The sequence below is a fragment of the Streptomyces sp. So13.3 genome (assembly GCF_005860785.2).
Lineage (GTDB): Bacteria > Actinomycetota > Actinomycetes > Streptomycetales > Streptomycetaceae > Actinacidiphila > Actinacidiphila fildesensis.
On sequence record NZ_CP048835.1, the window covers coordinates 2039577 to 2060638 of the forward strand.

Genomic DNA, 21062 nt, shown 5'->3' on the forward strand with positions numbered 1-21062 from the left:
GGTAGTGGCATCTGCGGGCGCGGGCTTGGCTGCGGCGTCGGAAGCGTGACCAGTGCAGATGATGGTCGTTGTCCAGGTGTCGGGGCGTGAAGACGAGGTGCCCGATCATCCGGCGGATCTCGGGGACGCTGAGAGGTATGAGGTCGTGCTCGTCGCCGGCGCTGCCCCTTTTGTGGTTTCTGTGGCGCGGATGGCGGTCAGGTAGGCGAGCGCGGCCATCGCCAGGGTGATGTGCCGGTACCAGGCCCGGAACAGCCGTACCTGGTAGTGGTCCAGGCCGCATTCGCCCTTCGCGATCTGGAAGCATTCCTCCACCTGCCAGCGCGCGCCGGCCGTGATGACCAGGTCCTTCAACCGGGTCGCGGCGGGCCCGTAACAGATGTAGTAGGCGATCTTGGTCGGATCGGTCGGACTGCGGCGGGCCAGCACCCAGTGTCCGAACCCATCAGCCCAGTCGGGCCGGATCGCGATGCGGGCCCAGTGGTAGATCCTCTGGCCGTGGGCGTGGCCCCGGAGATCCGCTTCCCCTGCGCGGGCAGCGCGGCCACCAGATCATCGACCCGCACTTGCCAGCCGTCGGTCGTGGTCACGGTGTCGTTGAGCTTGGTGGCCAGCACATGCGCCACCTTGCGTTCCTCCAGCCACATCCTGAAGTCCTTGACCTGCCCGTATGCCTCGTCCGCGGTGACCCAGGCGAAGGGCACCGCCGCATCGATGGCACGTTGGAGCATCCGCTTGGGTGCTCGGTCTTCGTGGCGAACGGCACCTCGTCGCCGATCCCGGCCGCCCGGCACCGTGCCCGGTCGCCCGTCCAGGACTGCGGAACATAAAGCTCCCGGTCGATCAACGCCCGCCCCCTGGCTGAGGCGTAGGCCAAAAACGTCCCGATCTGGCAATTTTCGGTGCGGCCCGCGGTGCCGGAGTATTGCCGCTGCACGCCCGCTGACCTGGTGCCTTTCTTCAGGAAGCCGGTGTCGTCACCGATCAGCACCCGTCCGGGGACCCGATGCTCTCCACGACGAAGTCCCGCACGTCATCACGGACCGCGTCCTGGTCCCACTCGGGTGATTCAACAGACGCTGCACACCGTCGGGGCGCAGCTGGGCCGACCTGCTCGGCCAGCGTCCACCATTCTTCTTCTCCAACGGAGCCAGCAAGCCCATCAGATAGTCCAAAGCCCGCTCACGCGGCTCCGACCTGCCAAAACGCCCTGCGAACCGGGCATGCAACTCTTCTACGCCCTCGGACCACGACTCGACCTGCTCCACCGTCAACGATTCGTCACACAGTCGGACCAACGAGCCACACCGCCAACAGTCACACCACATGCGGTTGCAGTACTAGTGCTGAATTCCTCAAAGGCAGTAGACGTAGCGTCGGCGTAGGTGTCGGGTGGGTGGGGCGGGTCTGCCCCAGATCCAGGGTTTGGCGCGGGCGTTGAGTTGAGTTGTCGCGAGTTCGGTGGCGTGGGTGATTTCGTCGGGTCCGGCGAAGCTGTGGCCGGCGAGTGCGACTTTGCGGAAGATGCGCCACCAGCCTTCTTGGAGGTTGAGCCAGCAAGCGCTGACGGGTATGAAGACGTGGTGAATGCGGGGGGGTGGTCCTCGAGCCAGGTTCGGGTCGAGAGGCTGTTGTGCGAGGACGGGTTGTCGGTCACCACATAGATGTCGCCTGCAGGGGTTGGCTTCCTCGATGCGTTGGAGGAACTGCTGGTAGAAGGCACTATTGCGAGACGGAGCGGTCATGGTGACCTGCTGTCCGTCGCGGATGCGGAGGCCGCCGTAGACCCAGGTTTTCTCCGGGCCGCGGCCGTAGTCGAGTTCTGCTTTGATGCGATGTCCATCCGGCGACCAGCCCGGCGTAAGCGGGGAAGGTGCGCGGGATTACCGGTCCGAGCTCGTCGACGCAGATGACCGTCGCGTCTTCGGGCGGGCAGGTGTAGAGGCCGACGACCCGCGTCCTTTTCCTCGAAATCCCGGTCCTTTGAGCGGATCCAGGAACGGGTGCGGCGCCATCGGACGCCTTCGGCCACCAGGATTCTGCGGACTTGGGACCGGCCCACTTCGATGCCGCCGCGGCGGGCAGCCTCAGCCAGGGCGTCGAGTGTCCACTGCGGTGCCCCTGACTCGTCCTGCGCCGCCAGTTCGCCGTCCTCGTGCCTGGTCAGACGTCCCGGTGGCTCCTGTCTGACCAGCGCGATGATCCGGGACCTCTCGGCCTCGGTGATCCGGCGCGGCCGGCCCGCGACCGGCCGGTCCTCCAGCCCTTCCACCCCCAGCTCATTGAAACGGTGCAGCCACCACCGCACCGTCTTCGCATGACACCCCAGCTCCACGGCGATCGCTGCCACCCGCAGACCGTCCCAGCTCAGAACAATGATCTGTGCTCTGAGCACCAGGTCAGCCGGTGCCTTCCGAGCCCTCGTCAGCCGGTCGATCATCAACGCCTCATCCGGACCCGAAGCAGGCCGAGCCCGCAGCAATGTCGGCACCATCCACCCCCAGCGCACTCCTCAACACACCGTGTATACCCATAAGTTGAGGAATTCAGCACTAGCACCAAGGGGTCAGTCCACCATGCGCGTTCGCGTCGCCACCGCCCTCTGCCTCACCGCCGTCACCATCCTCGCCCTGCCCGCCTGCTCCGCCGGAGCCACCAAGGCCGAGGCCAGCCCCGCCGCCTCGTCTCATGCCGGCAAGTCGACCAGCGCCGACCAGAACGCGGCTCCGCTGTCGTCGGCCGCGCTGGACAAGCGCCTGCTGGACGAGAGTGACCTGGGCAGCGGCTACCTGCGCAAGCCGGAGTCCCCCTCTCAGCACGACGACGTCACCATCGTCGGCTGCCCCGCTCTGAACGAGCTGGGCGGCGACGCGGCAACCGGCGGCTCGCTCGACTTCCCCCGTCAGGCGAAGGCCACCTTCACCTATACCGGCGGCGTCTCCTCGGAGATTTCCGAGGAGCTCTACAGCAACACCGCCGCAGACCTGTCCGGCGGCTTCCGTCAGATCTTCAACGCCATGACCGGATGCTCCACCTATCAGGTCATCGCCGGCAGCACGAAGATCGACATAGCCTCTCAGAAGATGACCGCACCTCAGCTCGGCGACGAGCAGTGGAGCCAGCTCCTGACGTTCTCTGTCGGTGGGCGGGACACGGTGACGAAGCAGACCGCGATCCGTTACGGCAATGTGCTGCTGGTCTTCTCCGGCTCGCCGGCCCTCGTTGACCGTCACCTCGACAGGGCCCTCGCCAAGGCGGCAGCAACCCGCTGAACCCCACACAGCGCTGCCCGCCGATCGCGACGGTCGGGGGGCAGCAGCGCTTGATCCCGCGAACGGGTAGGGCAGAGAAGCAAGAAGCCCGGCCTTCCCATTCGGGAAGGCCGGGCTGTGTGTCGGATCGAAGGGCCGCTGACCGCTAGTTGGCCGGCGCCCGCAGGAGTCGCTCCCTGGTGCTCTCTGGCAGCACCCGCCGCAGGACCGGGGCGGTCGAGCTGAGGGAGGAGGCGAAGGCGCTGACAAGGTCGTGGGGTGCGCTGGCGCTGAAGGATGCCGCCCACAGGCACGGTGCGCCGAGCGTGGGCTCGGCCCACGCCTGCCATCCGGGCCGGCCCACCTCGTCGACTGCGACTGTCAGGGCGCGCGGGTCGGCGTCCTGGATGAGGGGCGGCACTTCGCCGAGGCTGACGTGCGAGCTGAACGTGGAATCCGTCGCTCCCGGGTGGGGCTGGTCGATGTCCCGGAGCCACCCATGCGCAGTGACGGCGTCCAGGACCAACTCAGGTTCGCCGAAGGGGACGGCGGGCTGGTCGCGGGCATCGAGCGCGACGAGGAAGTCGGCCAGGGTCTCCCCGGGGACGTCGGGGGTGAAGTAGGCCGACCACTGCGCGAGGGGGGTGCTGGCGTCCGGGCGAGCGGAGACCTGCCAGGCGATCGGCAGATCCCCCAGATAGAACGGCTCATCCGCCAGAACCCATTGGGCCCAGCGCAGAGTGTCGGGGCTGATGAACAGGACGGTGCTGCGCAGGACCTGCCGGTCCTCTGGCGCCTCGTCCAGCTCACGCCGTCCGCGCACGATCGTCAGGCTGGTCCAGCCGAGGTCGGTGAGCGTGTCGGCGACCGCGTCGTAAAGACGTCCGTCGTCGCCGGCCAGGTGCCGGGGTCCCACCCAGTACGCAGGCTGGGTACCGGACGGGCTGGGCGGGTCAAGCGGATACTCCGGGTACAGGAGCGCCTCCAAGGCTAGGTGCGGTTCTACTTGCCGCCGCCGGCGGAGCGGCGGGGGCGGCGCGGGGGTGCCTGGACTGGTCCCTGCCAGGTCAGGGCGACGGCGACCTCGGGCGGCAGATGACCGAGCTGGGTGTCGGCGTCGCGCCCTTCCGCGAGGTAGACGACGGGCCGACCGGTCTCGTCCACGGACGCCGCGACCTGCGTGAGGCGGTGCGCCATCGGGAAGAACGGGTTCATCGCCATCCGAACCGGAATGTCCCGGTCGCAGGCGGACAAAAGACCGATGAGATCGCCGACGGTCATCTCCGCGTGTGTCACGGACAGCCTCCTTGTGTGGGGAAACTTGCGTGGGGAAATCGATGCATGGCGGGCTGGCACGCCTGTGGCAGTCGAAGAGCTGCCCTCAGCGGAAACACTGCCTTGAGCCTCCGGCGTGACACACGCCGAGAGGTCTCCAACACGCACGTCGCAGCGGCTGCGACAACATCAGCTGGTCTGTGTCGAAGGACAAGTGACACCCGGACACCTTGACCGGGCCGGTGACACCGGCTTTTCATCCCTCGCCGTTGGTTCAAGGGCGGCCGAGCAGACCAGCCGAGGTAGAAACGGCCATCTCGGCTACTGATGTGCACGTCCGCCCGGTCGTCCACGATCAGGCGGAAGTCCCCGGCGGAGAATTGATCCAGGACGAGCCTGGGCTGACCCGGACCAAGCTGCCACTCACGCAGCCGATGGGCGTCGATGGTCGTGGAGAATCCGGAGCCAATGGGAGCTATGGCCACGGACGAATACCTCGCTGACCTGGGGCTTCTTGCACCAGTCGTCTACGTTGACATGCGCCCGCCCGCGTTGGCCAGTCCTTGGGGGATCTTTCCTGTCTGCCTCCGGCGAACTGCCCTTCGCCAGTGAAACCAGTCGACTCGTCATTGAACCCAGTCGATTGATGGTTCATGTCGTGAACTGCAGGACGGAGACCGTTACCTGGGTAGAGCTTGAGGACGACAGGCCCGGCGGGATCAGGCCATTGCGCGGTCGGTGGCGGGTGGCCTAGCGCCGCGGGACCTGTTACCAGAACGGCGCGCAGTCGGGCGGCCTTGGGGCGGAGGCTGTTCTGATCCGTGCTTCACCTCGACCACGAGGAGCACCAACGCGAGAAGGTGTGCCGTACTGAGCGAGCTGATCGGATCGCTCGGGGAGCGCAGAAACCCCCACCATGCGCAGGAAGCCGCGCAGAGCTTTCCCCCTTCTCCTACGCGTCGTTCTCTTCGCTGGGGCTGTAGTGGTTGATGTTCACGGTCTGCGCGGTTCCGACAGAGGCGGATCGGTGGTTCGCGGTCTGGTGGATGGCTACGGCATCCCGCTCATCGTCCACGCGGCGCAGTATCACCCTAGTTGGGGTTCCACCAGGGTGTTTGTAGAGTAGGGATCCGTCGGTGAATTCGACGAGAGTGGGCAAGGCTTCGGGGTAAGCGACTACGTACAGGGCAAGCCGATATGCCCAAGCGCCGGCTATGGAGTTCTCGCTGTTCTCCAGCTCGGTCTGGGTCACACGAGCGATGTACGCGGCTTCACCTTCGGTGCTGGCCTGGAATGGTCCTGCTGCTTCGCGGGCCAGATCACGCAGGATCCGCGCGTCTTCGAACACCGTGGCGAGACTTGCGCGGATCAGTTCCCGGGGGCCGTGTTTGTAGAGATGAGCGACCTCGGCGCGCAGCGCTGCTGGAGTGGCATCAATCATGCGTGCGGTGAGGGTACCTGCCGCACTTGTAGCGATTGCGGTGATTTCAGAGGTAATGTCTTCCCTGTGCTGCTCGATTTCTCCGAAATCCGGCGGTTTGCGGAAATTTCTCGCTAGTTCCTGCAGTTCAGCCAGGGCTTCGAGCAGTTTGGCCGCTTCGCGGATTGCCACCGCCGTGTCGCAATACTGATGCCTTGCTCCGTCGCGGTCGTCCCCTGTGATCCTGATCGCACCTTCTTGTTCGTCTGTATAGAGCGCGTACTCAAGAGTTCCGGCGAGGTTCGGGCTGTGCTCCGCGATGACGTCGAGGCGACCACGGATGTAAGGCCACCGGATTATCTCTACATCAGTGCCAGATACGGGCTCATTGACCACTTCTCCCGCGGCTCCTATCCCTGGTTGATGGTGAGGCCGCCGTCTACCTTGCCGATGACTGTTGCCCGGTCGAATCCGGTCTGCGTGATCGACGCGGCTTCAGTTGAGGAGGTGGCAAGACCCTGGATGTCCGGTCGGGCTTGCGGGTAGCGTTCGGCATAGCTGGTGAGAATCAGCCTCAGCAGGTTGGTCAGTTCGGCTTCGGCAAGAGGGATATCTTGCTCCCCGGTCATGCGTGAAACCAGCTGAGCCGTTGCGGTGTCATAGGTACTCAGCGCGGCGGCCTGGTCCTCGTTGGTGGCACGGCTAAGGGCGCTACGAAGACGTCCGCGCGCACTCTGTATGCCGTCGCTAATGCGAGAAACACCGTAGCCGATGCCGGTGGCGGCAAGGTTGGCAGCCGCTCCACTCACGATTGCGGCAGTTGTGGGGTCCAGCACGAGTGTGCCCCTTCTCTGAGTTGCATGTCCGGCGACTTCGTGTGGCGCTTGACCAAAGAGCCTAGCTGGCGTCAAGGCCGCTGAGGGCCCCTTCACACCGGAGGCTCTACTGACAAGACATGCCCCGTGTCCTCGCCCTATGAGGTAGTCGACGGCGATCCGCTGGCCAGGGCAGACTAGGCCGCAATTCCGCAACTGCGCGTCGGCTGCCCCTGTTCCGCCTCACGTACCGCTGGCGGACTCTCCGGCCACCGCTGCTTCCTGGCCGATCTTGCTGAGGACCAGATCACGAATGGGCGGCGGCAGCACGCCTGGCATCTGAAGGACGTGCCATTGGCAGCCGGGCACCAGACCGTCGAGCATCACGAACATCTGGCACTGGAAGAGCAGCATCAGCGCCGAGAACGCACCCTTCGATGGCGACCAGCGGCGATCCCGGAGGGTCTCGACGACGGAGAGCCCGGACAGCAGCTGCCTGCCATGCAGCCACTCCGTAACGGCCTCCCCGAGCTGCCCGCTATCCAGCTCGCGCTCGACCCGTCGGCACAAGTCCAGGGCCCACTCACGCACCTGAGTTGCAGTCCGCCAGCCTGCGGCGAGATCCTCCAGCGGCGCCGTGTCGGCTAGTACCCGGAGCAGACCACGGAAGTCACCATTAGGGATGAAGGACAGAGAGCCGTCGTCCGAGAGGACCAAGTCCGCAACCTCTGGGGCGTCCTCCTGGGTGGTCTCGATGAGCGAGGCGAACGGATGGGCGGGCATACCCGGGCTCATGGCGCGCAGCAGGCCACCGATGTCCTGTATCGGGATGGAGCCACCGAGGGCCGCGGTCACGGCGGTCAGTGTGGCGTCCTGCGGAGTGAGCCGCGACGGTTCGTCGTTCCGGTCCATTTCGACAATCTCGGCGGGAAGTTCGCCGAGCGAGCGGGCAATGCGCTCGTCGATGCGTCGTACCCGAGCCGGGACGAGAGTGATCGTCTGGCCGCTGTCGAGGAGCCCGTTGGAGAGCCGATTCAATCGCTCGTCAAGATCGACGCTGTCGTGCGGGGCGTCGTCCTCGCCGGGGAGAGCACCGGTGTCAACGGCGGCACGGAACGCGGAACGGATCGCTGGCTCCGGTACCGGGACGCCCTCGGCGAACAGCAGCAGCGCCAGATCCGCCGGCCGCTTGCCGCGCCCCGCGAGGCGGCCGAGAGCAACGACCAGCTCAAAGCTCTGAGGCGGCGGCGTGGACGTGCTGCCCCGGCCCCGGCCGAGGCCGCCACCGGGGGTGTTCCCCAGCAGGAGTCCGGTCCGCCGCCAGCCGGCGAGCTGCTTGACGGTGACGGTGGCATCGTGGCGCAGCGCATGCTCGACGAGCTGCTGGTCGGCGGTGCTGGGCGGCTTGCGAGAGGCCATGGCACGACGCTACCGGAGCGCACCGAGTGCGGATGGCGGTTTAGAGACCCCCCACCTTTGGCCGGTCGATTTGGCGCCCGTCGTGTGAACTGACAGAGGAATGGCGTCCTTTGGACGCGGTAGTGCCGCTGCGCAGCAGCCACCGTGAATGCCATCCGCCAACTGCATGGTGCGGCGCTGGCCGCAGATGCCCGATGCGAAAAGGAAGTCATTGTTCATGATCACGGACACGGACGCGCCCCGTTTGCAGGACAGCGGCCAGCGTGAGCTACGCCTGGTGGTGATTCTCCTCGCCCTGACGGTGGGGCTCCTGATCACTGGTGCTGCCATCTATCTCGCCCGCGAGCACCCAACTCTCGCGCAGCCTCTTGGCGTCGGTGCCGCCGTCATGAGCGCACTTACCGCGCTTGCTGGCTTCGTGGCTCGGGCCATTCGGCGATGAGGGAACCGTGGTGCCCCGCGGGGCGTCACCTCGGCGAGACCGAGTGCTGAGGGCCGACCTTTGAAAAGACGGGCGAGGGCGCCGTTGAGGCCGAGATCGCGGTACGGCGGTCAGCGCTTGTAAGCAGCCGATACGGGGATGCACGGCAGGCCCCCAAGAAGATTTCTCGGGGGCCTGCTGGTCTAGGGAGTGTCGAGGGTTAACTGATCTCGCCGTCGTTGTCCTGCTCGGTTTCGGCCGTCCTGCGGCGGCGGGCGGCGATGAGGGCACCACTGCCTGTGGCGACGAGGAGTCCGCCACTGCCGAGGATCCACGGGGTGGCGTCGGTTCCGGTGTGGGCGAGAGAGCCAGCCAGGTCCTTCGGAGTCGCCTTCTCGGTCGCGGCTGCCGCCGGGACGGGTGAGAAGTCGGTACTCGGCGTGGCGGAGTTGGCCGGGGCGGGCTGCGCCACGCCAGAGGGGCTGGCGGTCGGCTTGTCCGACGGCTTCTCGGATGGGTCGGGCTTCGGGGTGGTCGCGGTCTTGGCGTTGGTGACGGTCACGGTGACCAGGGCGCCGGGACCGGCGGTGGCCGTCTTCGCGGGCTTGTAGAGGTCGTAGCCGACGGGGGCCTTGATCTGCTTGACCCAGAAGTCGGCCTTACGGCTCGTCACGGGCAGTTCCCCGCTGGCCGTACCCGTTGGCCCTGTAGTGAGGACGAGCAGGGTTTTGTCACCGCTGCCAATGTTCACGGTGGAGCCGGGCAGTAGCTTGCCGGTCTTGTCGTCCTTGGCCTGGAACAGGATCTTGGCGGCCTTGAACGGATTGCTGATGGTCAGCCGCGTGGCCTCCCCTGGTGTGACGATGACGTCCTGGTTGGCGGCGACCTCGTGGAGCGCGCTGCCGGAGGCTGTCTCCTTCAACCGGTACACGCCCGGAGTGAGATCCGGGAAGGTCAAATTGCCCTGCGCGTCGGTCTGTCCTCGTCCGGCCTCCTGGCCGGTGGAGTCGAGCAGCACGAAGGTGGCGCCGGGAAGGACGTCCCCGGCAGCGTCCTTGTTGGTGATCGCGATGCTGCCCGCGTTCGGGGTCGGTGTCTGGGCGGGAGCACTGGAGGCCGAGGGCGTCGGCTCGGATGGCTGGGCGGTCGCGGCCGGCGCCCAGGCGAGGGCGCTGGTCACTGCGGCGGCGACGACAGCGGATCGCACGGCACCACGGATGAAACGAACATGCACGAGAGGGGGTCTCCTTGATCAGGTGGTCGGGAGGTCATCGGGTCCGGCCAGCGCTGTGGGTGGCCGGTGGGGCGGGCGACATGTGCGCGTGATGGCCGGCTGCTCGGCTCGGTGCGGACGAAGCCCAGGCACCGGGGAACCAGACGGCGGCGTATTGCTCGATGGCATCGCGCAGCCCTGTGGTGACGGCGCCCTCCCACGGCGGCCGGCCGGCGCGGTGGTACGTGTCGAAGGTGCCGTACTGCTTGCTGTTCGGGGAGGTGTTGCGGGCTTCGTCCCGGCGGTGGAAGGTGCCGTGATCCACAAAGGTGAGGGCTACCGCGTCGATCTCGCCCCGATCTGGGTGGATGACCGCTAGGCGCAGGCCGCCGTAGGTGTCCGCGTGGATGGTTCCGGTGAAGCCGATGCGCAGCGTCAGCGGTGCGCCGGGGACGGGTGTGGCGTAGTAGGTGTTGCCGACGACGGTGCTGTTGTGGAAGGGGAGGCACAGGTCGGCGTAGAACTCAGGTGCTTGCAGGGACAAGAAGCGTTCCCGTCGCGGTCGGTCGGGAGCTATCGGCGGGGGCCGGGCAGGGCCGGGCGGCTGGTGGTGGTGGTGGTGCTCCAACGCGGGACGCTGGTAGCGGGGAGCGTGGCCGGGCGGCGTGATGCGGCGGCCCGCTGAACGTCGAGCGGGGTGGGCGCCGGCGGTTGCGGCAGGAGGACGGGGGTGAGCTGGGCCATGCCCTTGATGTAGCTGAAGGTTTCCTCGCGCCAACGCGGCAGCGGGGCCGGGTCGGCGACACACTGGGTGACGGCAGTGAGCAAGGCGACAGGGGTGTCGGTGCTGGCTGTCGCGTACCAGGCGGGGCGGTCGATGGATTTGCCGGCCCACAGCTGCCAGCGGGCGTCGCGCGTGGTCAGCTCGGCTTCCGGATCGAGGCTGCCGAGAGTGAACTCCATACCGGCGAGCCGGTCCGGTGCGTGGACCGCGAGGACTTCCCCGCGGGGGCGGTCAATCCCCCATCCCTGCTGGAAGAGGGGGGCGATGGCCAGATAAGGGTCGTGCTCAGCGACGCCGGAGACCGGCCGGGCGAGGTAGGCATCAGGTCCCTGCTCGTACGCCGAGGCGAGAGCGGTGGTGAAGGCTCGGACGAACTCGGTGGGCGTGCGGTCGTTGAAGCAGACGCCCCAGCTCGGTGGCCCGAAGGGGTCCTTGTAGGCGTTGATGCGCCATAGGCCGTCGTCCTCGCCTTCGGGGAGGTAGCCCAGGCGCACCCGCCGGTCGGGGGCGGTCACATAGGCGTTGCCGAGGTCGTCGTGCCGCATATCCCAGCTGAGTGCGAGGAGCGGGGCGAGGGCTGGGTCGCCGATTCCGGTGGTGGAGGCTAGGTAGCGCGGGGAGACGTAGACATCTCCGTCGATGTCGGTGTCGAGGCGCGGGTTGGGCTCGAGGCTCATCGGTCGGCCTGCGTGGTGACGGCGATCTCGCCTGCGGCCGTGTCGAGGCGCTGGTTGACCTCGATGGTGTCGTAGCCGGTGACGATGTAGAACCCGGCCCGGGCGGTGAACAGGTCACCCTCGGGCGGCAGCAGGAGCAGCTCGCCGACCTGGCACTGCCACTGCACCTGTCGCAGCCAGGGCGTGTGGGCGGCGAACGGCTGGTTGATCCGCCGTTCCGTGAGGGTGCCGGAGGCGGCCGGGTAGAGCATGCGGATCCCCGCAGCCCCAGAGTGGGTCGGTGTGAGGTCCGGGGCCCGATCACAGGCGACGTCGGCGGCGGCCCTCGGCAGGTCGATGCCGGTCGCGAGGTGGACGAGATGGCCGATCAGGTCGCCGCCGATGCGTGCGTTGACCTCGATCAGTCGGGGGCGACCGTCGACCAGTCGCATCTCGACGTGCTGCACGCCAGCGGTGATCCCCAGTGCCTTGACGGCGGCGGCAGCAACCAGGGCGACCTGCGCGAGGAGCGGGTCTGCGGCATCGACGGTGTGTCCGGTCTCGTCGAAATACGGGGCAGGGCCCAGGCTCTTGCGGGTCACCGCGACGGCGGTGGTCACGCCCTCATAGGTGACGCACTCGACGGAGACTTCCGGTCCGTCGAGGTACTCCTCGACCAGGACGGCGGTGTCTTCGTGGCTCTGGCTCGCGCCGGCCGAGGCGAACTCGAAGGCAGCAGGCAACTCCTCGGGCCGGTCGACGCGGATCACGCCGATGCTGCCGGCGAACGCCGTGGGCTTGAAGACTGCGGGAAAACCCACCGTCATCGTGGCGAGCCCTGCCTCCAGCAGGGTCCGGGCCGTCATCGAGGCTGCCGACGGCACCCCGTGGCGGGCGAACAGCGTTCGGGCAGTGGCCTTGTTGCGGCAGCCCCGCATCACCTCCACGGAGTTCGCGGGCAGACCGAGCGCGCGCGCCAGGCGGGCGGTGGCGACCAGGTGCCACTCGTCCCAGGTCAGAAAGCCGGCGAATTCGTGGCGGGCTGCCAGGGCGCGGCCGGCGGCCAGGACAGCGGTGTCGTCGTAGAGATCGACGACCGTGTGGTCGACGATGTACGGCTTCTCCCACGACGGCTCGACGTCGGTGAGCAGGACCACGTCGTAAACAGCGGCCACCTGCTCAAGACAATAGGAACGATATTCCTCATCGCAGGGCGAAACTATGAGAATGAGAGGGCGAGCGGACAAAAAGGACTCTCCGAATCGGGTGGGCAGCAGGACGAAGGGACCCTGTCAGGCAGCACGACGGCAGCGCAGCTCGAACGCGCTGGCCCACTGGGGGTGCGCTTCGATCAGCTGACGGGCGTAGAGGGCGGTGAAGTTGTTGTTCAGTCCGCTCACGCCGTGCGGGAGTTGTCGGCGCAGGCCCTCGAAGAGGTTCTTCAGGCCGACACGCGTGGCGCCAGAGGCCAGTTGGCAGGCTGCCATGCGCTCCAGCGCGCGGTAGATGTGAGGGTGCTGGGCGTGGAAGGCGTGGAACTGCTCGGTGATACTGCGACCGCGGACACGGTAGGCAGCGGGACCGACAGGGGGCATGGGGAAGTTCTCCACAGGCTGGGGGCGAGCATCTGCTCAGGGGCGCAGGGCGGGATCGGTGCGCAGGCGGGCGAAAGCGAGGAACAGGCCCAGGGCCTGCAGGACCGCGCAGGCGGTGATGACATGGCCCAGCGCGTCGGGCGGGGTGAGGGCGGTGAGGACGCCTGCGAGGGGGAAGGGCAGAAGGAGGATGAGGATGGTCGCCGACAGGGTGCTGCCGAACCGGTCCGGGGGGATCAGGCGAGAGCGCAGGGTGCGCAGGACCACTGCCAGGCCGCCCTCCGCGGCAAGAAGGATCGCGACCAGTACCAGGTAAGAGAGGTAGTCGGGGGCCTGGGCTGCGGCGAGGCAGGCGAGCGAGGCGATGGCGGCGCAGGCGGCGCCGACCGGCCACAGGCCGAGGCGGTCGATCGCGAACCGGCAGAGTGTGACGCTCAGCAGCGTGGTCGCGGCAGCTGCGGACCACACCAGTCCGACGGCGGTGGTGGACTGCCCGTAGTGGTTGACGACGATGACGGGGCCGGCGGCCTGGAGGAAGCCGGTGGCCAGGTTGGACAGGGTCAGGCCGGTGACGAGCCAGCCAAGCGCCGGCAGGGAGCGGATGGTGCGCCAGCCGGTCCGCAGCCCCGCGCTGGCCCCTCCGCTCGTGGTGGTCTTCGGGGCGCGGGCCGGGGCGACCGGCGAGGGCGGGGTGCGCAGCGCGAGGAGTGCGGCGATCAGTGAGAGCCCCGTGATCACGGCGAGCATGTGCGGAGGGCCGGCGAGCAGGAGTACTGCTGCCAGGGCTGGGCCGGCGAGGTTGGCGATCTGGTCGACGCCCAGCAGGACGGCCTGGACGCGGTGGGCCCGCGCTCCCGCTCGGCGGCCGGCGGCAGCGCCGGCGGTCTCAGCCGCGATGTAGCTGAACTCGGTGAGCGCGCCGGTGCTGGCCGCGAGCACCATCACCGTCACGTTCGCCACCGTGCCGGCCGGATACAGGAAGAGAAGGACCCCACCGACCGCGACCAGCAGAGCACGGCTGAGGGAGGCGAGGAAGAAGACGACCGATGCCCCGCGCCGGTCGACGATCGCCCCCGCCCACCCGAACGCCGCCAACCGGGGAACCCATTCCAGGGCGAACGCCGCTCCCGTCAGGGCTGCGGAGCGCGTGGTGGCCAGGACCAGGAGCGGGACGCCGTAGGTGCTCATGGCGGACGCGAGCGCTTCCACCGAGCGCGGCAGGTAGATGCTGCGCAGCACCCCCGCGGTATGGCGGGCATGCCGTGGGGTGGTGCCACCGCTCACGCGACAGACCCCAGCTCGCAGCGCAGGGCAACCCCGGGGTTGGTGGTCAGCCACTGCACCAGCGCAGCGCGCAGGAGGGCCAGCTCCACGATGGCGTCACCGTGCGGCAGGCCCTCGACCGCAAGCAGGGGCGTCAGAAGAGCAAGGGTGTGCTGGAGGCGGCTGGTGAAGTCGCAGACCGGGGTCGGGTAGGAGTGGCGGCGAGCCCATCGGGCGGCTGTGTCGTAGACGTCGGCCAGCGCCGAGCCGGACGTCGTGAGGTCCATGCCGAGGCCGGGCAGGACCTGGACGAGGCCGTGGGCGCGTGCCGTCTCCGTGGCCTGGCGCAGCTGGTGCGGGGAGAGGTCGGGAAGTGTGCCCGTCAGCCTGCGCGGCGGGATCGGCCCGTTGTCGTCGATCTCGGTGATCAGACGGATCACCGCTGACGAGGACAACACGTCGAGGACCTTGCGGAGTTCGGGAGGCGTGAAGGTGGCAGTCATCGGCGTGGGCCTCCCGCCGGGAGCGCCGCCGTCGGGCGGGCCGCTATGGGGTGCGAGAACAAGTCCGGGCCCTGCCACACCGGACGGGAGGTCTGTGCCGCCCTGACCGGGGGCGGTGATGAGGCAGGGGCTGATAGCCGCGACGGGTTGCTGACCCACGTGGTCGGGGTGGGTGCAGCCGGCGGGTCTCCCCAGACCGGGTGCTGGGCGGCCGGCGCCATGGAGCGCCCGGCGGACCACGCGGACAGGGCACCGAAGACCGGCGCCAGGCCGTGGCCCGCGACCGACAGGCGGTAGGGCTGCCCGATGCCGTCTGTGTCTACGAGGCCGTCCGCCACCAACTGCCGAAGCGGCGGGTAGATGTTGGACCAGTCGCTGCTGGGCATGACGATCCTGGCCAGGGCACGGCCGCTGACCTCCTCACGGGACTTCAGCACCCACAAGATGGCGGCGGCGTGGCGCCGGGTGAGCAGGGTGAGGCTGTCCTCGATCTGCTCGATCGCGGGCAGCGGGCGATCTGCCGTCTCCAGATGATTCTCTGCCCAAGCGACGATCATCGGCAGGACAGACAGAAGAGCTGTGCCGCGGGCGGTGTGCCCATAGGTGACGTGCCGCGACGTGTGTTCGGTGCGCTGGACGAGGCCGGCGTCGCACAGGGTTCGCAGCTTGGGGTGGAGCTGGCTGTCCTGCAACCAGGAGATCTTGCCCGCGATCTCGCTGTACCGCTGCGGCGGGCCGGACAGGGCCAGCAGGATCCGCGCGTTCCAGCGCGGAGTGATCATGGCGAGGGCCTCGGTGACCCGGGCGATGTCGGCGTCGGTTTCAGGGGTCAGACCGGAGAGGGCCAAGGGAGGAACTCCTGGAGGTATGAGGAGGGATTGCCCGCCGAGATCAGCGGCTGGGTGCAGCGCTCACGGCCGGGCCGGGTGGAGCGGGCACGGCCGGAACGGAGACTGGGGGCGTCGCCGGCGTCGTGACGCGAGCAAGGCTCTGCAGGACGGCGGACAGGGACGTGGCCTGGACGTCGCGAATGGCGACCGCTTCGGCGAGCCGGCGGGCACCGTCGAGGAGATGGGAGACCTCGTGCGGGCCGATCTGCCGCTCGGGGTGCACCACGCGGGCCAGGTGGTCGCGGTGAAAGTCGATGCTGCGCTCGGCGAGGGTCAGGCTGTTGTGCATGCCGAGCAGGGCGGAGAGCATGCCGGGTGGTTGGTCTTGGACGTGGGCTGCGAGGTCGGCGAGTGGTGCGCCGTACAGGTCCTCGATCCGTCCGGCGATCTCCGGGGAGATCAGGTGGGGCAAGTGGTGGCCTTCACGGTCGGCGGTGTCGGCCCGCCCCGGCACGCTGTGGTGCCGGGGCGGCGACGCGCGAGGGCAGGTGGGCGGTGACCGCCGGCGGTGTCCGGCGGGCGGAGGCGGACGCCACAGGCCGTTGGTCGGGCGCTGGCATGGTGTGCAGCAGCTCGTCGAGCGCGGCGCGGTAGCCGTCGCGGGCATCAAGTGCCGCCTCCAGCCAGCGGGCTTCAAGACGCAGGTCATCGGCGGACAGTTCAGCCAAGTCGCGGCCGGGTGCCATCGCGGCGTGAACGCGGTCCCGGACGCAGGCGACCTGCTCCTCGGCAATGACCAGGAAGGAGCGCAGCTCCAGCGCGCGGGTCACCGCCGGGAGCGCGTCAGGGCCGGTTGCGGTGGCGTACAGCACGGTGACGGGGGCGCCGAAAGCGGCGGTGAGGCGCTCGTCGGCGCTGCTGGACTTGAGTTCGACGTTCATCGCTGCGCTGTCCGTCCCGGTCGTACCCCCGCTGCCGGTGCGGTCGCGGGGATGTGCGGAGCGCGGGTCCCTACGGCCGGCCCGTTACCGGAGGCGTGGTTGGGACGGGCGAACCGTTGGGCTGCGCGGTCCTTCTTCCCGGGTGCGGGCGGGTCGAGGAGCCAGCGCACGACCAGGGCGCGCCCATCGCGTGCGGTGACGGCTGCGTTGACGCGATGGGCGAGGTGCAGCGTGGGGTCGTCGACCTCGCTGGGCTGCGTGTCCAGCGCGGCGAGGAGGTCGTCCTGCGTGCGGTCGAGCGCCGTCTGGGCGCCGATGAGAAGGCCGTGCCACTTGACGACCTCCGTGGCCTCGGGGTTGGCCGTCGGTGCGAGGGCGACTGCGGCCTTCAACCGCTCGATGTCCATGCCGAAGTGGGCTGCGATCTGTTCGGTAAGCACGCCCACGACATCCTCAGGGCCGTCGGAAATGTCATCGGACAAGGGGAACTCCTTTCCAACAGGCGAAAGCGCCCGCGTTTGAGGGTTGGGGAAATGAGGAGAGAAGGCGCAACCTGGCGCCTTCGTACGTTGACTGGCCCCCGACGCCTGCAAGTCACGGCGCCTGTGGTTGTCGGCTCAGTACGTGCCCTAAACGGCGCGACGGCATAAGGGATGCGAGCGCATGCGGAACCAACCTCCGTGCAGGCATAGGGATTACGAGGAAAGGCACCGCCTTGTTGTCCGGCGGCTGTATAAGAGTCCGGAGAATTCCCGGTTTGGCTAACCGGCGATCGTCGGCTATGTTCCGGCCCGCCGGACCGCAGCATGGCTCAGCGCGATCGGCCGGCCGGGGGAGGAGCGGGAGCCTTCGGCAGGGCCGGCGACGGGCTGATTGCAATTGCCGGACGGACGGGCGGAAGCGGGCCGGCCGTGCCGCTGATCCGCTCGTCGCACCATTCGAGGGCCTCATCGACGGTGGCGAAACCGCCCTCGCGCAGGGTGCGGGTCCATGCCTTGGTGTCGACTTCCTCGACCACGACACGGAACGGGGAAGGGGCTCGCTCATCCATGGCGCGCAGGGCCACCACGGTGACCGTGTCGTCCGGGTCGTCGCGGGTGTAGGAGTATCCGTACGCGTAGTGGTCTCCGTCGCCCATGAGCCGTCGCTCCAGTGCCCGTGTGGCTTCGTCGGCCGGCGGGGGACCCAGGTCAGGGTTGAGGGGGATGGCATTGGCAGGGCAGCCGCGGCGGATGAGCCAGGACTGCGCCATCGACGGCAACGGCAGCTCAGCGTGTTCGAAGTGGAACGTCTGGTCCGTCAGGTCACGTTGCAGGTGGAGAGCAACGATCTGCGGCACCCCGGGGATCCCCCAGGTGGCCGAGCCGTCGTGCAGAACGTAGAAGCTGCCCGCCCCGGACGGGCTGTGGTACTCGGCCAGCGGGACGAGCATGTCCTGGTTGAGTTCGATCGCGTGCAGGAATGCTTCCTCGATCTGCGGGTCTTCTGCCTCGAAGTTATCAAGGCGAAGGTCGAGTTCTGGTGTGGGCATAGGTCTCCTCGTGGGCGCCCGGGTTCAGCGCCGGGAGCGAGTGGGGGCAGCGGGCCAGGTGCCGGACCGTGGCGGCGCCAGTGCCGAAGCCGGTCGGTGGCTGCGGCTGCCGGCCAGAGCGGTGCGGCCGGCGTCGGTCAAGGTCACTGGCTGCCCGACCTGCACCGAGTGGTCGGTGTCACGGCAAACCAGGCCGACGGCTTCGAGCCGCTGCAGGTGGGCGTACGCGACCCTGGTGCCAGAGGCGGTAGGTACGGACATCCGCCCGGTCAGTAGGTGCGCGTGCACTTTGGCGCCGCCCGCGATGGACAGCAGCGCCGCCTGGTCAGCGGCCGAAAGCTGCCCGTGCTTGTCCGACGGGTCCTGCAGAGCCGTGGCCTCGATCGGTTCCAAGGCCGCCAGCACCAGGCGGGCCGCGACGTCCCGCTCCGTGGCGGCCTCCTCCAACTGGTCCACGGTGCGGTCGATGCGCTCCAGCAGGGCGCCGTCGACGGGAAATCGCCGCTGGCCAGCCGCTGGAGGAGGGTGCGGTAGAAGGTCACGCCGGTCTCGGCGCTGGCCAGCTCGCGGTGCCGGTCAACCAGGTGGGCATGCGGCGCGTCCAAGACGCCGCGGTCGCGGTACGTCCAAAGGGTGTCGACGTCCTGGCCGGTGACGATTTCGATGCGGTGGTCGAGTGGTGTCACCGAGCGCCGGGCTGCTGCCGGCGCGGGGTCTGGGGGCATAGGCGAAGGCTCCGTGTACTCAGCGGATGTGCAAGGGCGAGGGGTGGTGCGCGAGACGGGGAACGCCCGGCATCGCGGCCGGCGGCGGACCCGGTCTCGGTGTGGAGCCGCTGGTCATCAGCTGCGGGGGGCGGGAGCGTGCCGCGTGGGTGCGGGCGCTCAGCGGCCGGCGGGCCATGCCCAGGCGTCGGCCGACCTCGTCGTAGACGTCGTTGCCGGCCCGTGGCCGGACCGCGACGACGTGGATCTCCCGCTGGTGCGCGGACCCCTCGGGCGCCGAGCGGAGACCGTAGACCACGCGCCAGTCCTTGCGGGTGTCCACGACGATCTTGCGGTAGCCCTCCAGATCGCCCGTAAGCCGCGGCCCGAAACGCTCGGCGTTCACCACTTCCTGCAGGTAGGCCAGGGTGAGATCGCGGATGTCGCCGGGTGCTTGGAGGAGGTCGGTCAGGGCGCGGGGGTCGAAGCTCAGCCCGAAGGCCGGTTGCCGCCCGCTGTTCATGACGTCGGCTCGCCCAACTCAGCCGGCCCGGCGGGCTCCTCCGCGTTGGTGGTCGCCTTCTCCGTTCGCACTGAGGGCGGCGGGCCGGGAAGAAGCCGATGCGCGGGACGCTCGGGGGAGGTCATGCAGGCGGACAGCGGACCGCCCGGCGCGCGGATCGCCGCGGTGGCGTGGGTGAGGAAGTCCCGGTGCCACACGAACAGGCCGCTCAGTCCGGCTTCGGGGTCCTTGTGCTGCTGGTAGGCCAGCCAGAGGGCGTGCAGCCACGCCACGACGTCGTCGTGCTCCTGCCACTGCAAGCACCAGGGCGCCGCCGTGGTGACCTCCGCCCCGTAGACCGGCAGGAGGAAGTCATCGACCCAGTCCGACAAGCCGTCGAGCTCGTCCTCGCGCTCCTCCCCCTCCAGCTCCATGATCGGCCGCGGCTCCGGCGGCGCGACCGCAGGCAGGCCGCCGAACCCCGGCATGCCGAACGCCGCGAACGGCGAAGGGCTGCCGGGGGCCGGCGCTGAGGCCAGACGGTCGAGCTGCTGCTCCTGCTGGGCCTGCCGGTCCATCAGCCGTCGAACCGTGGCCTCCACCCCCTCCGCTCGGGGATCCGGAACTCGGACCGGCTCCAACTCGCCATCAAGCGAGGTTTCTACGGGTTCAGACATGAAGGGAAGGGCCTCCTAGAGGACAAGGAACAGGGGAGCAGGAGCGATGACGAACGGACCGGCCATCGGGGTCACAGGACATTCGTGGCGGGCCGTGCCCGGGACAGGAGACGGTCGCCAGTTCCGCCGCGGTATCGCAACGTCAGGCGGTGAGCACCATGTCGTCCTGGGTGAGGGTTTCGCGGATCGTCGCGGTGAGCCGGTCGGCCGCGATGGCTGCGTACTGCGTGGTCTTCTCCACGCCGATGAAATCCCGGCCCTCCAGCAGGGCCGCGACACCCGTGGAGCCGGAACCGGCACAGAAATCCAGCACCGTGCCGCGCTCGGGGCTGATCTTGACCAGCTCGCGCATCACCTCGACGGGCTTTTGCGTGATGTGCTGGCGCTTCGCGCCCGAGGGCTGCGAGGCGGAATACAGGCCCGGCAGGTAGACGGGGTTCCGAGAACCATCGATCGCGCCGTTGGACGCCCACACGATGAACTCACAGTTCTGGGTGAACCGACCCTTCTGCGGCCTGGCCTGCGGCTTGTGCCAGGCCAGGACCCCGCGCCACAGCCAACCGGCCGCCTGGATCGCGTCCGTCGTGATGGGAAGCTGACGCCAATCGGTGAACAGCAGAGCGGTGCCACCGGTCTTGGTGAGCCGCTGAGCTTCGGTCATGACCTGCGTCAGCCAGAACCCGTACGACCTCTGGTCCATGTTCTCGCCGGTGAAGTCCGGCAGGGTGTGCTGGGCATCCACGGACGTGTACTTCTGCTTCGCAGAGCGCGTCGTGCGCTCTTTCGCCGTTCGGCCGCCTGAGTTGTACGGCGGGTCGGTGATGACGGAGTCGACGCAGTCGTCCGGCAGGCCGGCCAAGACGCTCAGGGCGTCGCCCTGGTGAAGGGAAAAAGGCAAAGAGGAACCCCAATTCGGGTGTGGGAGCGTGAAAGGGACTGCCCGTCTCGCATGAGAGTCCCTGCGGGCCGGAATCGGGCATGAGGATGCCCGGGCCGCAGATCAGGGAGAGCGAAGGGAGTCCAAAAACTGTAGAGGCGAAATCGCCGACAGCCAAGAAGTACTGGCTGAGGGTGCGGATTTCGACCCCTCACGCCTATTTTTTGGTCGTCGGCGATTTCGCCTCTACTGTTTTTGAACCAGTCGGCGCACACCGCCGCTGGCTACTCCACATCACGCCGCACGGAGGTTCGCCCTGTCCCGGCACACCTAGCTCACGGCCCGGCCATGCGACGCGAGCGGCAACTCGCCCGCACCGGCCTCC

The 21062-nt window shown here is 68.4% G+C and carries 24 protein-coding genes and 2 pseudogenes; 2 read left to right on the forward strand and 24 right to left on the reverse strand.

Going from position 1 to position 21062, the window contains the following annotated elements; genetic code table 11:
• Positions 1–105: 105 nt before the first annotated feature.
• Together C8250_RS09260 and C8250_RS42950 are read right to left on the reverse strand one after the other, a co-directional pair.
• Positions 106–1268: pseudogene (locus C8250_RS09260) on the reverse strand (IS701 family transposase).
• 473 nt (positions 1269–1741) lie between these two features.
• Positions 1742–2440, reverse strand: coding sequence for a helix-turn-helix domain-containing protein (locus tag C8250_RS42950; protein WP_244809060.1), 699 nt, complete (start codon positions 2438–2440; stop codon positions 1742–1744).
• 136 nt (positions 2441–2576) lie between these two features.
• Between C8250_RS42950 and C8250_RS09270 the strand changes: the two genes are divergently transcribed.
• A complete protein-coding gene (locus C8250_RS09270; protein ID WP_138356070.1) occupies positions 2577–3272 on the forward strand; it encodes a hypothetical protein in 696 nt (231 codons plus the stop codon).
• 145 nt (positions 3273–3417) lie between these two features.
• Here the strand turns inward: C8250_RS09270 and C8250_RS09275 are convergent, their stop codons facing one another.
• The 6 genes and pseudogenes from C8250_RS09275 to C8250_RS09295 all read right to left on the reverse strand — a co-directional run bounded on the left by C8250_RS09275 (position 3418) and on the right by C8250_RS09295 (position 8180).
• Positions 3418–4239 carry a DUF317 domain-containing protein gene (locus C8250_RS09275; RefSeq protein WP_138356069.1) on the reverse strand — a complete coding sequence of 274 codons (822 nt, stop codon included), beginning with the start codon at positions 4237–4239 and terminating at the stop codon, positions 3418–3420.
• 14 nt (positions 4240–4253) lie between these two features.
• On the reverse strand, positions 4254–4547 hold the full coding sequence (locus tag C8250_RS09280) for a hypothetical protein (RefSeq protein WP_138356068.1): 294 nt from the start codon (positions 4545–4547) through the stop codon (positions 4254–4256).
• Between the two features lie 119 nt (positions 4548–4666).
• Positions 4667–5011 (reverse strand): annotated as a pseudogene (locus C8250_RS43450) (hypothetical protein); the annotation flags it as partial.
• 467 nt (positions 5012–5478) lie between these two features.
• Complete coding sequence (locus tag C8250_RS09285; RefSeq protein WP_138356067.1) at positions 5479–6342, reverse strand: hypothetical protein; 864 nt, start codon at positions 6340–6342, stop codon at positions 5479–5481.
• Positions 6343–6356: 14 nt separating this feature from the next.
• Entirely contained in the window at positions 6357–6782 is a 426-nt protein-coding gene (locus C8250_RS09290; RefSeq protein ID WP_138356066.1) for a hypothetical protein, read from the reverse strand.
• A 222-nt stretch (positions 6783–7004) separates the two neighbouring features.
• Positions 7005–8180, reverse strand: coding sequence for a hypothetical protein (locus C8250_RS09295; protein ID WP_138356065.1), 1176 nt, complete (start codon positions 8178–8180; stop codon positions 7005–7007).
• A gap of 148 nt (positions 8181–8328) precedes the next feature.
• On the opposite strand from C8250_RS09295, the gene C8250_RS09300 reads away from it, so the two are divergent.
• On the forward strand, positions 8329–8622 hold the full coding sequence (locus C8250_RS09300; RefSeq protein WP_244809061.1) for a hypothetical protein: 294 nt from the start codon (positions 8329–8331) through the stop codon (positions 8620–8622).
• 199 nt (positions 8623–8821) lie between these two features.
• Here C8250_RS09300 and C8250_RS09305 read toward each other — a convergent pair whose 3' ends face one another.
• The 16 genes from C8250_RS09305 to C8250_RS09380 form a co-directional block, all read right to left on the reverse strand.
• A complete protein-coding gene (locus tag C8250_RS09305) occupies positions 8822–9835 on the reverse strand; it encodes a SpaA isopeptide-forming pilin-related protein (RefSeq protein WP_138356064.1) in 1014 nt (337 codons plus the stop codon).
• A gap of 34 nt (positions 9836–9869) precedes the next feature.
• Entirely contained in the window at positions 9870–10358 is a 489-nt protein-coding gene (locus C8250_RS09310; RefSeq protein WP_138356063.1) for a hypothetical protein, read from the reverse strand.
• Between the two features lie 29 nt (positions 10359–10387).
• The gene (locus C8250_RS09315) at positions 10388–11275 is read right to left on the reverse strand and encodes a DUF317 domain-containing protein (protein WP_138356062.1); all 888 of its coding nucleotides are present in this window, start codon (positions 11273–11275) and stop codon (positions 10388–10390) included.
• A complete protein-coding gene (locus C8250_RS09320) occupies positions 11272–12483 on the reverse strand; it encodes an ATP-grasp domain-containing protein (RefSeq protein WP_244809798.1) in 1212 nt (403 codons plus the stop codon). Before C8250_RS09320 ends, C8250_RS09315 begins: the two co-directional genes overlap by 4 nt.
• Positions 12484–12546: 63 nt before the next feature.
• Positions 12547–12849, reverse strand: a complete 303-nt coding sequence (locus tag C8250_RS09325) for a hypothetical protein (protein ID WP_138356060.1) — start codon at positions 12847–12849, stop codon at positions 12547–12549.
• A gap of 36 nt (positions 12850–12885) precedes the next feature.
• The gene (locus C8250_RS09330; protein WP_138356059.1) at positions 12886–14133 is read right to left on the reverse strand and encodes an MFS transporter; all 1248 of its coding nucleotides are present in this window, start codon (positions 14131–14133) and stop codon (positions 12886–12888) included.
• On the reverse strand, positions 14130–14615 hold the full coding sequence (locus tag C8250_RS09335) for a regulator (protein WP_138356058.1): 486 nt from the start codon (positions 14613–14615) through the stop codon (positions 14130–14132). Before C8250_RS09335 ends, C8250_RS09330 begins: the two co-directional genes overlap by 4 nt.
• Entirely contained in the window at positions 14612–15463 is an 852-nt protein-coding gene (locus tag C8250_RS09340; RefSeq protein WP_138356057.1) for a winged helix-turn-helix transcriptional regulator, read from the reverse strand. Before C8250_RS09340 ends, C8250_RS09335 begins: the two co-directional genes overlap by 4 nt.
• 43 nt (positions 15464–15506) lie before the next feature.
• Positions 15507–15917, reverse strand: a complete 411-nt coding sequence (locus C8250_RS09345) for a hypothetical protein (protein WP_138356056.1) — start codon at positions 15915–15917, stop codon at positions 15507–15509.
• 10 nt (positions 15918–15927) lie between these two features.
• Positions 15928–16386: a hypothetical protein gene (locus C8250_RS09350; protein WP_138356055.1), complete on the reverse strand. Its 459-nt coding sequence runs from the start codon at positions 16384–16386 to the stop codon at positions 15928–15930.
• The gene (locus tag C8250_RS09355; RefSeq protein WP_138356054.1) at positions 16383–16868 is read right to left on the reverse strand and encodes a hypothetical protein; all 486 of its coding nucleotides are present in this window, start codon (positions 16866–16868) and stop codon (positions 16383–16385) included. Before C8250_RS09355 ends, C8250_RS09350 begins: the two co-directional genes overlap by 4 nt.
• Positions 16869–17197: 329 nt before the next feature.
• Positions 17198–17917 (reverse strand): hypothetical protein, encoded by a 720-nt coding sequence (locus C8250_RS09360; protein WP_138356053.1) that lies wholly within the window; start codon positions 17915–17917, stop codon positions 17198–17200.
• A gap of 24 nt (positions 17918–17941) precedes the next feature.
• The gene (locus tag C8250_RS44810; protein WP_346268729.1) at positions 17942–18373 is read right to left on the reverse strand and encodes a hypothetical protein; all 432 of its coding nucleotides are present in this window, start codon (positions 18371–18373) and stop codon (positions 17942–17944) included.
• Between the two features lie 288 nt (positions 18374–18661).
• Positions 18662–19144 (reverse strand): hypothetical protein, encoded by a 483-nt coding sequence (locus C8250_RS09370; protein ID WP_138356052.1) that lies wholly within the window; start codon positions 19142–19144, stop codon positions 18662–18664.
• Entirely contained in the window at positions 19141–19701 is a 561-nt protein-coding gene (locus C8250_RS09375; protein WP_244809799.1) for a DUF4913 domain-containing protein, read from the reverse strand. Before C8250_RS09375 ends, C8250_RS09370 begins: the two co-directional genes overlap by 4 nt.
• A gap of 241 nt (positions 19702–19942) precedes the next feature.
• Positions 19943–20698 carry a site-specific DNA-methyltransferase gene (locus C8250_RS09380; protein ID WP_138356050.1) on the reverse strand — a complete coding sequence of 252 codons (756 nt, stop codon included), beginning with the start codon at positions 20696–20698 and terminating at the stop codon, positions 19943–19945.
• Positions 20699–21062 lie beyond the last annotated feature (364 nt).

Bases quoted from the DNA above. Each gene is read 5' to 3' on its own strand.
- C8250_RS42950 (WP_244809060.1), bottom strand. From the start codon at position 2,440: ATGATCGACCGGCTGACGAGGGCTCGGAAGGCACCGGCTGACCTGGTG.
- C8250_RS09270 (WP_138356070.1), top strand. From the start codon at position 2,577: ATGCGCGTTCGCGTCGCCACCGCCCTCTGCCTCACCGCCGTCACCATC.
- C8250_RS09295 (WP_138356065.1), bottom strand. From the start codon at position 8,180: ATGGCCTCTCGCAAGCCGCCCAGCACCGCCGACCAGCAGCTCGTCGAG.
- C8250_RS09300 (WP_244809061.1), top strand. From the start codon at position 8,329: ATGCCATCCGCCAACTGCATGGTGCGGCGCTGGCCGCAGATGCCCGAT.
- C8250_RS09315 (WP_138356062.1), bottom strand. From the start codon at position 11,275: ATGAGCCTCGAGCCCAACCCGCGCCTCGACACCGACATCGACGGAGAT.
- C8250_RS09325 (WP_138356060.1), bottom strand. From the start codon at position 12,849: ATGCCCCCTGTCGGTCCCGCTGCCTACCGTGTCCGCGGTCGCAGTATC.
- C8250_RS09335 (WP_138356058.1), bottom strand. From the start codon at position 14,615: ATGACTGCCACCTTCACGCCTCCCGAACTCCGCAAGGTCCTCGACGTG.
- C8250_RS09350 (WP_138356055.1), bottom strand. From the start codon at position 16,386: ATGAACGTCGAACTCAAGTCCAGCAGCGCCGACGAGCGCCTCACCGCC.
- C8250_RS09360 (WP_138356053.1), bottom strand. From the start codon at position 17,917: ATGCCCACACCAGAACTCGACCTTCGCCTTGATAACTTCGAGGCAGAA.
- C8250_RS09370 (WP_138356052.1), bottom strand. From the start codon at position 19,144: ATGAACAGCGGGCGGCAACCGGCCTTCGGGCTGAGCTTCGACCCCCGC.
- C8250_RS09375 (WP_244809799.1), bottom strand. From the start codon at position 19,701: ATGGACCGGCAGGCCCAGCAGGAGCAGCAGCTCGACCGTCTGGCCTCA.